Source organism: Mesorhizobium sp. CA14 (assembly GCF_020165195.1).
Classification (GTDB): Bacteria; Pseudomonadota; Alphaproteobacteria; order Rhizobiales; family Rhizobiaceae; genus Mesorhizobium.
Genome location: NZ_JAIUHR010000007.1, coordinates 17,517 through 31,760, shown reverse-complemented (window position 1 = coordinate 31,760; position 14,244 = coordinate 17,517). Strand labels below are relative to the sequence as shown.

General features: G+C 64.0%; 12 protein-coding genes. 4 read left to right on the top strand and 8 right to left on the bottom strand.

The features are described from left to right. Nucleotides 1-80: 80 nt before the first annotated feature. Nucleotides 81-944 carry an RNA polymerase factor sigma-32 gene (locus tag LB565_RS10475; RefSeq protein WP_224583602.1) on the bottom strand — a complete coding sequence of 288 codons (864 nt, stop codon included), beginning with the start codon at nt 942-944 and terminating at the stop codon, nt 81-83. Nucleotides 945-1,249: 305 nt separating this feature from the next. On the opposite strand from LB565_RS10475, the gene LB565_RS10470 reads away from it, so the two are divergent. The 3 genes from LB565_RS10470 to LB565_RS10460 all read left to right on the top strand — a co-directional run bounded on the left by LB565_RS10470 (nt 1,250) and on the right by LB565_RS10460 (nt 3,674). After that, a complete protein-coding gene (locus LB565_RS10470) occupies nt 1,250-2,023 on the top strand; it encodes an amino acid ABC transporter substrate-binding protein (RefSeq protein WP_224583600.1) in 774 nt (257 codons plus the stop codon). A gap of 203 nt (nt 2,024-2,226) precedes the next feature. Beyond that, nucleotides 2,227-2,907 (top strand): ABC transporter permease subunit, encoded by a 681-nt coding sequence (locus LB565_RS10465; RefSeq protein WP_027166691.1) that lies wholly within the window; start codon nt 2,227-2,229, stop codon nt 2,905-2,907. Continuing rightward, nucleotides 2,904-3,674, top strand: a complete 771-nt coding sequence (locus LB565_RS10460; RefSeq protein ID WP_224583598.1) for an amino acid ABC transporter ATP-binding protein — start codon at nt 2,904-2,906, stop codon at nt 3,672-3,674. The genes LB565_RS10465 and LB565_RS10460 overlap by 4 nt, the downstream gene beginning before the upstream one ends. A gap of 246 nt (nt 3,675-3,920) precedes the next feature. On the opposite strand, the gene LB565_RS10455 is transcribed toward LB565_RS10460, so the two are convergent. From LB565_RS10455 to LB565_RS10430, 6 genes are all read right to left on the bottom strand, one after another. Beyond that, a complete protein-coding gene (locus tag LB565_RS10455) occupies nt 3,921-4,502 on the bottom strand; it encodes a CarD family transcriptional regulator (protein WP_040991750.1) in 582 nt (193 codons plus the stop codon). Between the two features lie 373 nt (nt 4,503-4,875). Next, nucleotides 4,876-5,214, bottom strand: coding sequence for a ferredoxin FdxA (gene fdxA, locus LB565_RS10450; protein WP_095767304.1), 339 nt, complete (start codon nt 5,212-5,214; stop codon nt 4,876-4,878). A gap of 203 nt (nt 5,215-5,417) precedes the next feature. Then, complete coding sequence (locus tag LB565_RS10445; protein WP_224583596.1) at nt 5,418-5,804, bottom strand: RNA-binding S4 domain-containing protein; 387 nt, start codon at nt 5,802-5,804, stop codon at nt 5,418-5,420. Nucleotides 5,805-5,955: 151 nt separating this feature from the next. Further along, on the bottom strand, nt 5,956-9,312 hold the full coding sequence (locus LB565_RS10440; RefSeq protein WP_224583594.1) for a helicase-related protein: 3,357 nt from the start codon (nt 9,310-9,312) through the stop codon (nt 5,956-5,958). 719 nt (nt 9,313-10,031) lie between these two features. Continuing rightward, a complete protein-coding gene (locus LB565_RS10435; protein ID WP_224583592.1) occupies nt 10,032-10,754 on the bottom strand; it encodes a beta-ketoacyl-ACP reductase in 723 nt (240 codons plus the stop codon). 119 nt (nt 10,755-10,873) lie between these two features. Beyond that, nucleotides 10,874-12,058 (bottom strand): acetyl-CoA C-acetyltransferase, encoded by a 1,185-nt coding sequence (locus LB565_RS10430; RefSeq protein WP_224583590.1) that lies wholly within the window; start codon nt 12,056-12,058, stop codon nt 10,874-10,876. Nucleotides 12,059-12,363: 305 nt separating this feature from the next. Between LB565_RS10430 and phaR the strand changes: the two genes are divergently transcribed. Beyond that, a complete protein-coding gene (gene phaR / locus LB565_RS10425) occupies nt 12,364-12,957 on the top strand; it encodes a polyhydroxyalkanoate synthesis repressor PhaR (protein WP_224510770.1) in 594 nt (197 codons plus the stop codon). 108 nt (nt 12,958-13,065) lie between these two features. Here the strand turns inward: phaR and LB565_RS10420 are convergent, their stop codons facing one another. Continuing rightward, entirely contained in the window at nt 13,066-14,208 is a 1,143-nt protein-coding gene (locus tag LB565_RS10420; RefSeq protein WP_224583587.1) for a citrate synthase family protein, read from the bottom strand. Nucleotides 14,209-14,244 lie beyond the last annotated feature (36 nt).

Below are 14,244 nucleotides of genomic sequence, written 5' to 3'. Positions count from 1 at the left end.
TTACCCGAGGAAAATTGCCTCGATGACGATGTATTCTTATTTAATAAATTTCTTATCTTTGAGCTTGGCCCGGACCAGCTTCAGGCGGCTTCCGCCAGAAATTCCGGATTCTGCTTTACCAGCGCCAGCTTCAGCTTTTCCATGGCGCGGGCCTCGATTTGGCGGACGCGCTCCTTGGAGATGCCGAGCTGTTCGCCAAGCGATTCCAGCGTGGCGCCGTCATCGCTCAGCCTGCGCTCCTCGATGATGCGAAGCTCGCGGGCGTTGAGCGCGCCGAGCGCGCTCTTCAGCCAGACGGCGCGGCGCTGAACATCGATCCTTTCGCCGACGATCTCGTCGGGAAGCGGGTTTTCGCAGACCAGGAAATCCATTCGCTCGGCGGCGCCGTTCTCATCGGCCAAAGGTGCGTTGAGCGAGCTGTCGGGCGAGGACAGGCGCGAATCCATCATCGCCACGTCGGCCTCCGGCACGCCGAGCGCCGCAGACACCTCGCGGTAGAGCGAGGCGTTGGAGAGCGGCTCGGCGCCGTTGGCCAGCCGTGCGCGCAAACGCCTGAGATTGAAGAACAGCGCCTTCTGCGCCGAGCTGGTGCCGCCGCGCACGATCGACCAGTTGCGCAGGATATAGTCCTGCATCGAGGCGCGGATCCACCAGGTGGCATAGGTCGAGAAGCGCACTTCGCGCGCGGGCTCGAAGCGGGCCGCTGCCTCAAGCAGACCGACATGGCCCTCCTGGATCAAATCGCCGAGCGGTAGGCCATAATGGCGGAATTTCGAGGCCATTGAGATGACCAGCCGCATATGGGCGACAGTGATCCTGTGCAGCGCGTGCTGGTCATTCTCTTCCTTCCAGCGGAGCGCAAGGACATGCTCCTCGTCGCGCTCGAGGTAGGGAGCCTTCATTGCCGCCCGGACCAGTGTCCGTCCTGCCGCGTCCTCGATCATGCCGGCTCCTTTTGCGACGATTGCGCGTATGGCGGTTGAAAAGATGCCGCCGCGCCCTACAACAGCCATGCAACGTGTCAGGCGCATGGATGGTTCCGCCGCCCGAGGGGGCAGATGGTGCCGACGGAAACATTCTGTTATCTGCCGGGAAAAGCCGCTTGGCGGATTCCTGGCCGGTTTTGAGAACCAGATTTCTGGCTGAGCCGATTTTTGAAATCTGGTTCCTTATTTTGCAGCCTTCTATCTGCCAGTTTCCGGCTCGCACAATCGCGCCGGGGCACCGGTCAAAACGGGATCACAGAAAAATGAAATGGCTCAAACCGCTTCTTATCGCCGGAACGCTGCAGTTTCTGGCGATCACTGCCAGCTATGCCGGCGCCAATCTCGACCAGATCAAACAGGCCGGGGTGCTCAAGGTTGGCACTGAAGGCACCTATGCGCCTTTCACCTATCACGACGAATCCAACGCGCTGGTCGGCTTCGACGTCGAGATCGCCAAGGCCATCGGCGACAAGCTCGGCGTCAAGGTTCAGTTCCTCGAGGGCAAGTGGGACGGCCTGATCGCCGGCCTCGACGCCAACCGCTACGACGCCGTCATCAACGAGGTCGGCATCACCGATGCCCGCAAGGCCAAGTATGATTTCTCCGATCCCTATATCGCCTCGAAGGCGGTGCTGATCGTGCGCGGCGACAACACCGACATCAAGACCTTCGCCGACCTCAAGGGCAAGAAGGCCGCACAGTCGCTGACCTCGAATTTCGGCAAGCTCGCCGAGAAGAACGGCGCCGAGCTCGTCGGCACCGACGGTTTCGACCAGTCTATCCAGCTTCTGCTCACCGGCCGCGCCGACGCCACCATCAACGACAGCCTGTCCTTCCTCGACTTCAAGAAGCACAAGCCGGACGCCAATGTGAAGATCGCCGCGCAGGAAGAGAATGCCGACTATTCCGGCGTCATCGTGCGCAAGGGCGATCCGGAGCTGGTCGCGGCCATCAACAAGGCGCTGGCCGACATCAAGGCCGACGGCACCTATCAGAAGATCGCCGACAAGTATTTCGGTCAGGACGTTTCGAAGTAAGGCAATCGTCCTTTTGTTCGCAAACCGGCGGGCCGTCTCAGACGGCCCGCCATTTTTTGCATGAGATTCGGGCGCCGTCTAAGACGGCCGCCATTTTTTACACGACATTCATCCGGGCCGTCTTTGACGGCCTGCCGATTTTTGCATGATAGTCAGTCTATACGGGGGAACGCGCCGCCGTATCTGGAAGGGAGAAGCGCCCCGTGCCGCACTGGCTGCAATTGATGCTGGAATCGTTGCCGACGCTGCTGTGGGCGGCGCTGATCTTCACCGTACCGCTGACGCTTTTGTCCTTCGCGCTTGGGCTCATTGCCGGACTGGTGACGGCCCTGATCCGGCTGTTCGGCCCGAAGCCGCTGGTCGCGCTGGTGCGCTTCTATGTCTGGATTTTTCGCGGCACACCGCTGCTCGTCCAGTTGTTCCTGATCTTCTACGGCCTGCCGTCGGTCGGCATCCTGCTCGATGCCTTTCCCGCCGCGCTGATCGGCTTCACGCTCAACATCGGCGCCTATACCTCGGAGATCATCCGCGCCGTCATCGGCTCGGTGCCGAAGGGCCAGTGGGAAGCTTCCTATTCGATCGGCATGACCTGGAGCCAGGCGATGCGGCGCACCATCCTTCCGCAAGCCGGCCGCGTCGCGGTGCCGCCGCTCTCCAACACGTTCATCTCGCTGGTCAAGGACACCTCGCTGGCGGCGGCGATCACGGTGCCCGAGATGTTCCAGGCCGCGCAGCGCATCGTCGCCACCACCTATGAGCCGCTGATCCTCTATGTCGAAGCGGCGGCGCTTTATCTCGCGTTGAGCTCGGTGCTGTCGGCGCTGCAGGCGCGGCTCGAAGTGCGGCTCAACCGCTATGGCGGGTTCCTGGAGGCCAACGCATGATCGGCCTCACCAACATCGAAAAGCGCTTCGGCGACAATCTGGTTCTGAAGGGTGTCACCGTCAGCCTCGACGAGGGCAGCGTGACGGCGCTGGTCGGCCCCTCGGGCGGCGGGAAAAGCACGCTCTTGCGCTGCATCAACTTGCTGGAAATCCCGACCTCCGGTTCCTTGCGCATCGGCGAGGAGACGCTTGCGTTCCATCCGGGCGTCAAAGTGCCGGCCAAGGATATCCAGCGCATCCGCCTGCAGACCGGCATGGTGTTCCAGAATTTCCAGCTCTTCCCGCACCGCACAGCGATCGAGAATGTCATGGAAGGGCTGGTGACGGTGCTGAAATGGCCCGAGCCGAGGGCGCGCGAGCGGGCGCTGGCGTTGCTCGAAAAGGTCGGCATGGTGCACAAGGCCGATGCCTGGCCGGCGACGCTGTCCGGCGGCCAGCAGCAGCGCGTGGCGATCGCCCGGGCGCTGGCGCCGTCGCCACGCGTGCTGCTCTGCGACGAGCCGACCTCGGCGCTCGATCCGGAACTGGCGCAGGAAGTGGTCGACGTGCTAGGGCAATTGGCCCGCGAAGGCACGACGATGGTTATGGCCACGCATGATCTCAGACTCGCCTCCAAGATCGCGCAGGAGGTCGTCTTCCTCGATGCCGGTTCGATCGTGGAGAAGGGCCCTGCTTCGGTCGTCTTCGACAATCCCGAGCGCGAGCGGACGAAACGCTTCATCGCCTCGCTCAGGCAAGAGGAGGCGCAGAAGGAAGGCGGCGGCTGAGCCTCCCAACTTTCTACTCGTGGGGCCAATCGCATAGGGCGGCGCCGCCCCCTCATCCGGCCGCTACGCGGCCACCTTCTCCCCATGGGGAGAAGAGCTTGGCGCCGGCGCTGACAACCTCCTCTCCCCTCGGGGAGAGGTCAGCCGAGCGAAGCGGAGGCTGGGTGAGGGGGCGCCATATGCGAGAGTCCACAAGCAAAAACCCGGCGCGAGGTCGGGTTCTCGTAATTCCAAAAGCGAAAAAGCTCAGGCAGCTTCTTCCTGCTCGGCTTCTTCGTTGTCGGCCTTGGCGCCGCGCTTCGGACCCTTGTTGAGGTTGACCTCGATGAGGCGCACGGCCTCGGTCTCCGACATGCGGTTCACCGCGGCGATCTCGCGGGCCATGCGGTCGAGCGCGGCTTCGTAAAGCTGACGCTCGGAATAGGACTGCTCCGGCTGGTTGTCGGCGCGGTAGAGGTCGCGCACCACTTCCGAGATCGAGATCAGGTCGCCGGAGTTGATCTTGGCATCATACTCCTGGGCGCGGCGCGACCACATGGTGCGCTTGATGCGGGCGCGACCCTGCACGACCTTGAGCGCGCGGTCGACATAGTCCTCTTCCGACAGCTTGCGCATGCCGATCGAGGTCGCCTTGGCGACCGGCACCTTCAGCCGCATCTTGTCCTTCTGGAAATCGATGACGAACAGTTCCAGCTTGTGACCCGCAACTTCCTGCTCGTCGATCGCCACGATCTGACCGACACCATGCGCCGGATAGACGATGAATTCGCCGGTCTTGAACCCGTGGCGGGCCGCGTTGGACTTCTTCTGCGGGGTGATCGTTGCCATTACGCCCTGAACTCCTTAGTTGTGCAGCCGGCATCATGCCGACTCGAACCCATGGGGCCGGCAATAGCCGACCATTAGCCGCGCAACAGGGATGAACCCACCGGAAAAGCAGGGACCGGCATATCGCACGAATGCGACCGCCTGCCCCAGATCGCTCTGGTCCGGATCTAAAAGCTCACCTTTCAGTGATTTGGGGCGTTAGCGCCATAAATCGACGTTGTGTCACCGGCATATTTTGCTGATGTAGCACAAAAAGTCGGAAGAATCAAGGTTTTGCTGCATTCGCTAACGCCAAGCGGCAGCGCTGCCCGTCAAGACAGTAATTGTATCGGTCCTGTTACGTCGCGTCATGCCGGTGTTGCCGGCCGCTCTATCAATCGCCTTCGCCGGGCTCCGCCGAAAAATACTTCTCGAACTTTCCGGTCTCGCCGTCAAAGGTCTTGGCGTCTGCCGGCGGCTCTTTCTTGGCGGTGATGTTAGGCCATTTCTCGGCGTATTCCGAGTTGATCTGCAACCATTTGTCGAGGCCGCCCTCAGTGTCCGGCTTGATCGCGTCGGCCGGGCATTCGGGCTCGCACACGCCGCAGTCGATGCACTCGTCGGGATGGATGACGAGCATGTTCTCGCCCTCGTAGAAACAGTCGACCGGACAGACCTCGATGCAGTCCATATATTTGCATTTGATGCAATTGTCGGTCACGACATAGGTCATTGCAGGCTCCGGAACGTCCCATTTTGTTGGGCTTTTTGGCTGAGGTAACGCCTTTGCCCGCCGCATGCAAGGGCAGGGATTGCCGGCGGAGCCGGGCGGTCCGGAATGGAATCCGGCTGCAAGGGCACATCGAGGTCACCCAGCCCCACCGCGGCGCATTTTTCCTGGAATTGCTCCGGCCGCGACCCTCGGTCGATCAGGTCTCATTCGTCGCCGAGCAGACGGTCGGTCTGCCGGCGCTCGCGTTTGGTCGGGCGGCCGCTGCCGGCCTCGCGCAGCGCCGGAATGGCGTCCGGAACCGCGTCGCCTTTGGGCGTCGGCGCCGGCGACATGTCCTCGTAGAGCAGCCGCGCCTCGTCGGCCGGGCCGCGTCGCGTGCCGCAATTCACCACTTTCCAGACCAGGATACGGCCCTCGAGCGTGATGGTGAGCACGTCGCCGGGCTTGACCAGATCCGAGGCCTGCGCTGCTTTGTCGCGATTGATGCGCACGCGTCCGGCGACGACGACCTTCGCCGCCAGCGAGCGCGACTTCACCGCGCGCGAGAAGAACAGCCATTTGTCGATGCGCTGGCGACCTTCTCCAACCATCGTGGCTAGCTTTGTTGGAGCCTGATCTTATCCGAAAACCGGTTCCCACTCTTCGCTGACGCGGTTCTTCGGTTCGGGATCATGCTGACTCTTTGATGGAGCATGATCTCGCCCGAAAACCGATTCCCACTTTTTGGAATCATGCTCTAGCCTATTTCTTCAGCTGGTCGCGCAAGGCGGCGAGCTTGGCGAAGGGCGAGTCCGGGTCGAAGCGCTGCGGACGCTCCTCGCGCGGCTTGCCCTGGAAGGCTGGCTTGCCGCCCGGAGGGTTGCTACCGCTCTGAGCGTTGCCCTTGCCGTCCTGCCTGTTGCCCTTCCAGTCGGGCCGGCCCTCGCGTCGATCCGGGCGCTCGCCTTGCGGCCTGCCTTCGCGCCGGTCGCCCGCCTCCGGCCTCGGCTTGAACTTCGAGCGGTCGAAGCGCGGCTTGCCGGCGCCGTCGCGACCCTCATGCGCCGGCTTGTCACCGGGCTGGCCTCCGGCGCCTGCCTCGCGTGCGGGCTGGCCACCGCGCGGACGATTGTCACGGCGGTTGTCATGACGGTGACGCGGACGCTGATGGTCGAAACGCGCCTGGCGCCACAGGAGCACAGGTTTTGGTTCCTCGGCTTCGGCTGGCGCCTCGCCGGCACTACCCTCCCCCTCGTGGGGAAGATCGGCGCTGTCATCCCCACCCGCGTCGCTTCGCGCCGCGACCTCCCCCATCGAGGAGGAGGTAAGGGCGTCGGCGCTTTCGAGCGACTCGGGCGCTGCCGTGATGTCCACCGCTGCGGTGTCTTCCACCGCGGGAGCCTCCTCCGTAACCTCGGTCGGAACTTCTGCCGCTTCTCCCGCGACAGGTTCCGCTGACAGTTCCGCGGTGGCTTCAGCCGGAGCTTCGGCGGCAGCCGGCTCCGAGCCCTCGACCATTGCCTCCGCGACCGTGTCAGCTGCCGCAGCTTGCGCCTCATCCGCTTGCGCGGCGCGCGCCGCTTCTTCCGCGGCGAGCTTGGCCGCGGCCACTTCGCGGGCGGCGGCGTCCAGCGCGTCGAGCTTCGCCTTCACCTCGGCGGCCGGCTTCGCCTCCGAGCGATAGCCGAGACCCTTGAGGATCTCCTCCATGTCGTCGGCCGTGGCGCCGAGGATCGACATCATCGGCGGCGTCACCATGAAGGCGTGGCCGTCATAGGCGCCGTCCGGACGCTGGCCGAGGCCGGGCTTCCAGTTGGTCGCCGGGCGGATGAGGTCGGCAAGCCGCTCGAGGATATCGACGCGCACGGCGCGGCGGCCGAGATTGCGGTAGCCGGCGAGCTTGTAGAAGGTCTTGTCGAAGGCCGGCTCGATGACCACAGAGGTGCGACCGGAGGCCAGCGCGTGCACCACGTCGCCGAAGCCCGGCTTGTCCTTGCCGTCGTTCTTGAGCGCCCAGAGGAGCGTCACCAGTCCCGCCGGCGCCGGCTTGATCAGCGCCGGAACGAAGACATGGTAAGCGCCGAAGCGCACGCCGAGGCGGCGCAATGCGCCGCGGCCTTCCTGGTCGAGCGACTTCATCTCTTCCGCGATGTCGCGGCGATTGATCAGGCCGAAATGCTCGACCAGCTGGAAAGCGATGCCGCGCGCTATGCCGGTGATCTGGTCGGCGTTCTTCAGGTCGACCAGCGGCTTCAAAAGCGACTCGATTTGGAAATTGACGAAACGCTCGGCGCGCGCCGCGACCTTGTCGCGGGCAGGGCCGGTCAGCTGCTCGTCGGCAAGCAGGACCAGGCGCGGCTTCAGCGCCTCGTCGCCGGCGACCAGCGTGCCGATCGGCGCGCCGATCCAGCGCAACACACCGTCGGAGCCGAGCGCCAGGTCGCCATTGGCGCAGGCGGCAAAGCGTTCGGCGCGCGCGTCGAACTCGGCCGCGAGCGCCTTCTGGGCAGCGGTGCGCACCGCCTTGGCGTCCTCGCCGCCAGCGCTCTGGTCGGCGGTGAAGCGGAACCCTTGCAGCTCGCCGACATGATGGCCTTCAACGAGGACGGTTCCGGTAGGGCTGATTTCGGCTTCAGGCATGGTATTTTCTCTAAGGCGCCGCATGAGGACGGAAGTCCTGCGGTCTACGAAGCGTTTCGTCAACCGCTCATGCAGCGCATCCGACAATCTGTCTTCGATTTCGCGCGTCTTTTCCTGCCAGTGTAGCTGATCGGCCAGCCAGCCCGGCCGGTTGGAGACGAAAGTCCAGGTGCGGATCTGGGCGATCCGGTGCGACAGCGTGTCGATATCGCCGTCGGTCGTGTCGGCGCGCCGCACCTGCTCGGCCATATAATTCTCATCGACATGGCCATGGCGCGCAAGGTCCATATAGATGGAGGCGATGAGGTCGGCATGCTGCGCCGGCGCGATCTTGCGGTAATCGGGAAGCGCGCAGGCTTCCCAAAGCAGCGCCACGCGCTCCTTGCCGGTGGCCAAAGCGCGGATGTCGCCATCGCGCGACAGGTGCTCCAGGGCCTGCGCATCCACTGCCGGCAACGCGCGGGTCAAGCCTTCGACAGGCGCATTGGCCTCGATCGAGCGCTTCAGCGCATCCAGGCTGGAAAAGTCGAAATCGGCGGTGCGCCATTGCAGCACCTTCACCGGGTCGAAATCATGCGCCTCGATCTTTTTGACCAGGTCCTCGTCGAACGGATCGACCTGGCCGGTGACGCCGAACGTGCCGTCGCGCAGATGGCGGCCGGCGCGGCCGGCGATCTGGCCGAGTTCGGCGGCGGTCAGGTTGCGGTATTGATAGCCATCGAACTTGCGGTTCTGGGCGAAGGCGACGTGCTCGAGGTCGAGGTTCAGCCCCATGCCGATGGCGTCGGTGGCAACGAGATAGTCGACGTCGCCGGACTGGAAGATCTCGACCTGCGCGTTGCGGGTGCGCGGCGAGAGCGCGCCGAGCACGACGGCAGCACCCCCCTGCTGGCGGCGGATCAGCTCGGCGATCGCATAGACTTCGTCGGCCGAGAAGGCGACGATCGCAGTCCGCCGCGGCAGCCGGGTGAGCTTCTTCGAGCCGGCATAGGCGAGATGTGAAAGCCGCGGCCGCGTCACCACGGATACGCCCTTAAGCAGTTTCTGCAGGATGCCGTGCATGGTGGCGGCGCCCAGGAGCAGCGTCTCCTGGCGGCCGCGCAGATGCAGGATGCGGTCGGTGAAGATATGGCCGCGCTCGAGATCGCCGGCGAGCTGCACCTCGTCGATGGCGACGAAGGCGGCGTCGGTCTCGCGCGGCATCGCCTCGACGGTGCAGACCGAATATTTCGCGCCGGCAGGCACGATCTTCTCCTCGCCTGTAATCAGCGCCACCTTGTGGGCACCGACCTTCTCGCAGACGCGGGCATAGACCTCGCGGGCGAGCAGCCTCAGCGGCAGACCGATGATGCCGGTCCCATGCGCGACCATGCGCTCGATGGCGAGATGGGTCTTGCCGGTGTTGGTGGGACCCAACACCGCCGTCACGTCGCGGCCCGAAAGGATCAGCGGCTGGGAGTGTTTCGGCTGGATGTTCATCGGCTCGGAAATAGGTGTTTCTGCCGCTTTTGGTCGGAGGCGCGGCGGCGCCGCCGCGTGTGACAGCCGACACATAGGGATTTAGGACGCCGAGCGAAAGCGGAATGTTCTTTTTGGGAGCTGGCAGGAATGGACGAGGCGGTCAAAACCGGCTGCCGTTAACGGCTGGAACGAGTCTGGAACGAATCAGCGACGAATCGGTGACTCGGTCTGATTCAGGTTTTGTTCACGGCTATATGTGGATTTTTTGACGATGAGTCTCACCACATGCTGAATCGGGAGATTGGCCCGATTCATGCCTAGCCTGCGCTGGAGCCAGGCCGCCGTTAACCTTTGCCGGCGAACGGTCGCGGTGCACTCGAGGGCGCCGCCAAGGTTATGAAATTGTTGGGCTTTCTTAACGGCTTTTAACGATTTTGGTGGGGTTTTCGGTCTTCGCCATTAACTTTTCGGTCAAAGCCAGAACGAATCGGCGACGAATCAGAGATGCACAAAGTTTCCCGGTTTGTTCACCGCTAGATATGGTGTTATCCACTGCTTGCCCACCGAGGATTCACAGCTTGTCGGAGGGGTTGTGCACAGAGCGTGGTCGCGGCCGTTAACTTTTGCGTGCCGAATTGAGGCAAGGTGTCGCGCCGGCATTGCCGAAGGACAGAAAAGGCGGCTCCGGTGCAGGAGCCGCCTTGGCGGCAAAGGGTGTCGGGCGAAGTACCGGAGTGTCAGACGAAATACTGGCCGCCATTGGCGGTGATCGTCGAGCCGGTGATGAAGCCGGCCTCGTCGGAAGCCAGGAAGACGACGCAGCGCGCGATCTCTTCCGGCTCGCCGAGGCGGCCGACCGGGATCTGAGCGATGATCGATTCCCGCACTTTTTCCGGCACGGCCATGACCATGTCGGTGGCGATGTAGCCGGGGCAGACGACATTGACGGTTATGCCGGCGCGAGCCCCCTCTTGAGCCAGCGCCTTCGTGAAGCCGATGTCGCCGGCTTTCGAGGCCGAATAATTGACCTGGCCCATCTGACCCTTCTGGCCGTTGATCGAGGAGATGGTGATGACGCGGCCGAACTTGCGGTCGCGCATGCCGCTCCACAGAGGATGCGTCATGTTGAAGACGCCGGAGAGGTTGGTGTCGATCACTTCCTTCCACTGCGCGGGCGTCATCTTGTGGAACATGGCGTCGCGGGTAATGCCGGCATTGTTGACCAGCACGGAGACCGGACCGAGATCGGCTTCGACCTGCTTGATGCCGGCGGCGCAGGCGTCGTAGTCGGCGACGGACCATTTGTAGACCGGGATTCCGGTCTCGGCCTTGAATTTCTGGGCCGCCTCGTCATTGCCGGCATAGTTGGCCGCGACCGAATAGCCGGCGTTCTTCAAGGCGACCGATATCGCAGCGCCGATGCCGCGCGATCCGCCCGTGACGATTGCTACTTTGGACATGAAGTTCCTCCCGTTAAAATCGTCCGAGCGAATAGAGAGTAGCGAATAGCGAGTAGGGTTCTGATGTCCCGCCGCGCGACGCTCTTTCTTCCCTATTCGCTACTCCCTATTCGCTGAGCTCAGAGCGCTTCAACGCACATCGCAACGCCCATGCCGCCGCCGATGCACAGCGTGGCGAGGCCCTTCTTGGCGCCGCGGCGGCGCATCTCATAGACCAGCGTGTTGAAGACGCGGGCACCGGAGGCGCCGATCGGATGGCCGATGGCGATGGCGCCGCCATTGACGTTGACGATCGAGGGATCCCAACCCATGCCCTTGTTGACGGCGCAAGCTTGCGCGGCGAAGGCCTCGTTGGCTTCGACGAGATCGAGGTCCTTGACCGACCAGCCGGCCTTTTCCAGCGCCCGTTTCGAAGCCGGGATCGGACCCGTGCCCATGATCGCCGGATCGACGCCGGCGGTCGCCCAGGAGGCGATGCGCACCAGCGGGGTGATGCCGCGCCTTGCAGCCTCGGCCTCGGTCATCAGCAGCGCGCCGGCGGCGCCGTCATTGATGCCGGAGGCGTTGGCGGCGGTGACCGTACCGTCCTTGTCGAAGGCGGGCTTCAGCTTGGTCATGGCGTCGAGCGTCGCGCCATGGCGGATGTACTCGTCCTGATCGACGATGGTGTCGCCCTTCTTGCCCTTGATGGTGAAGGCGACGATCTCGTCCTTGAACCTGCCGGCCTTCTGCGCGGCCTCCGCCTTGTTCTGCGAGGCGAGCGCGAACTCGTCCTGGGTTTCGCGGGTGATCTGGAACTGGCGGGCGACGTTCTCGGCGGTGTTGCCCATGTGGTAGCCGTTGAAGGCATCCCACAGGCCGTCCTTGATCATGGTGTCGATCATCTTGTAGTCGCCCATCTTGACGCCGGCGCGCAGATGCTCGGCATGCGGCGACAGCGACATCGATTCCTGGCCGCCGGCGACGATCACCTTGGCGTCGCCGGTGGCGATCTGCTGCATGCCGAGCGCGATGGCGCGCAAGCCCGACCCGCAAACCTGGTTGAGGCCCCAGGCCGTGGTCTCTTTCGGCAGGCCGGCATTGATCGAGGCCTGACGGGCCGGGTTCTGGCCTTGCGCGGCGGTCAGCACCTGGCCGAGGATGACCTCGTCGACTTCCGCCGCCTCGACGTTCGCGCGCGCCAGCAATTCCCTGATGACGACGGCGCCGAGCTCATGCGCCGGCGTGGCGGCGAAAGCGCCGTTAAAGGAACCGACCGCGGTGCGGGCGGCGCTGGCGACGACGATGGAATTGGAAGCGGACATTTTCTTCTCCAGACTTCGAGGTGTCGTGTTTTAGGCTATCCTTGAAGACTTTCTTGCCGGTTCAAGCAGCCGAGTCAAACCGGAAATGGGCATGGCCGCCATGCGCGGCAAGCAGAACGTGCGCCGGTTGCGGTAACATGCCGTTGACCGCGCGGCGGATTTTGTCATGGCCATGCAGCATTAAATGATGCCGCAGTGCACAAACCGCTTGGAATTGTGACGCTTTTGCGCGTATCCTCGATAAAGGGCGCAATCGTTACCGGCCGCTTACTCCTAAAGGTGCCGGTGTCCTGGGGAGGATACGGATGGCCGCAAAAGACGACCCGATCGTCATCAAGAAATATGCCAATCGCCGGCTCTACAATACCGGCACGAGTACCTATGTGACACTCGAGGACTTGGCCGAGATGGTCAAGAAGGGCGAGGAGTTCACGGTCCAGGACGCAAAGACGGGTGACGACATCACCCATCCGGTGCTGACGCAGATCATCTTCGAGCTGGAAAACAAGGACGGGCAGAACATGCTGCCGATCCCGTTCCTGCGCCAGCTCATCTCCTTCTACGGCGATCAGATGCAGATGATCGTGCCGAGCTTCCTCGAACAGTCGATGATCGCCTTCTCCAAGGAGCAGGAGCGGTTTCGCGAGCAGCTCAAAGGCGCCTTCGGCAAGACGCCGATAGACATGATGAAGACGCCCATCAAGGCGCTCGAGGAGCAGACGCGACGCAACGTCGAGATGTTCCAGAACGCCATGCGCATGTTCACGCCGTTCCCGCCCGCCGGCGGCAATTCCGCGGCCCCTGCCGAGCCGCCGAAGAAGGAAGAGAAATCCGACGATCTGCAGGAATTGAAGGCGCAGATTGCGGCCATGCAGCGCAAGCTGGACACGATGTCCTGACGGGTGTGCCGATATTCAGGTGAGGCCGGAATCTCGACACACCCTGCCGCGTTTCACATAAAGGCGAAGCGCCAAGCGCTTCACCTTTATGGCACCAGTCGGCCGCCACTAAGTCCCGACCGGCCCGTCGTAACGGGCGCGCGGCCTGATCGGCCTGTTGCTGGTCACCTGCTCGACGGCATGCGCCGTCCAGCCGACGCTGCGGCCGAGCGCGAACAGGCGGAACGGTGCATCGGCCGGCAGGCTGAGGCTGCGCGTCATCGCGGCCAGCGCAAAATCGATGTTCGGATGCAGCCCGGTCGCGGCGAGCACAGCGTCGCGAAGATGCACGATCCCGTCATCGATCTCCAGGTCGGGCAGCAGTGCTTGTGCGCGCGGATCGCCTTCCGGGTAGAGCGGGTGGCCGAAGCTTGGCAGCGGCCGGTCATGGGCGAGCCAGCGGGCAATCGCCTCGTCCGGACCCAGCCGCTCGGCATCCTCGACAAGCGTGATCGCCGCCGCGCCGGCGCCGCCATGGCGCGGGCCGGTCAGGGTCGCAAGACCTGCGAGCAGGCAGGCGGCGACCGGCGCGCCCGTGGAGGCCGCGACGCGGGCGGCGAAGGTCGAGGCGTTGAGTTCATGATCGGCCAAAAGCACCAGCGCCCTGCGGATGAGATCGGCGCCGGCGGCTTTCACCGACCAGCCCTGCGCCAGCCTGACATGCACGGGTTCGGAGCCCGGCGCCGCGCCGAGCGCGGTTGCCAGCGCGCTGGTCGCGGCGGCGCCGTCCTGCTGCAGCATGGCCGGCCTGCGTCCGAGCGAGGACCAGCCTCCGGCGGCGAGCGCCGAGAGCCTGGCGAAGGCGGTGGGCGTGCCGCTTTGCCGGGCGGCCGAAGAGGTCAGCGAGGCGAACGATACCGGACGGTCGGAGGCCCACAGCAGTCCGGCGGTCTCCTCGAGTGTCGCCGTCGCCGAAAGCTCCACCGCATCCTTGCCGCGATAGATGAGACGGCCATGCAGCACCGTGGAGATTGACGTGGGAATCGCCGGCTCGCCCCAGGCGATGGCGCTTTCGGCGATCGCCTGCGGGCTCCTTCCGCGGTCGCGACGCGTGGCGAGCGCGGCGATGTCGTCGGCGCGGTACCGGCTGCGGCGCGGGTCTGCGTCGTCCGGCTTCATGCCGATGCGGCCGCGGCTGACATAGGCATAAAGCGTCTGCGGACGGACGTTGAGCCGCTCCAGCGCCTCATCCCGCGTCAGCCATTCCATCATTTGCCCGCCTTACATTGATTATCTTGATCAAGATTG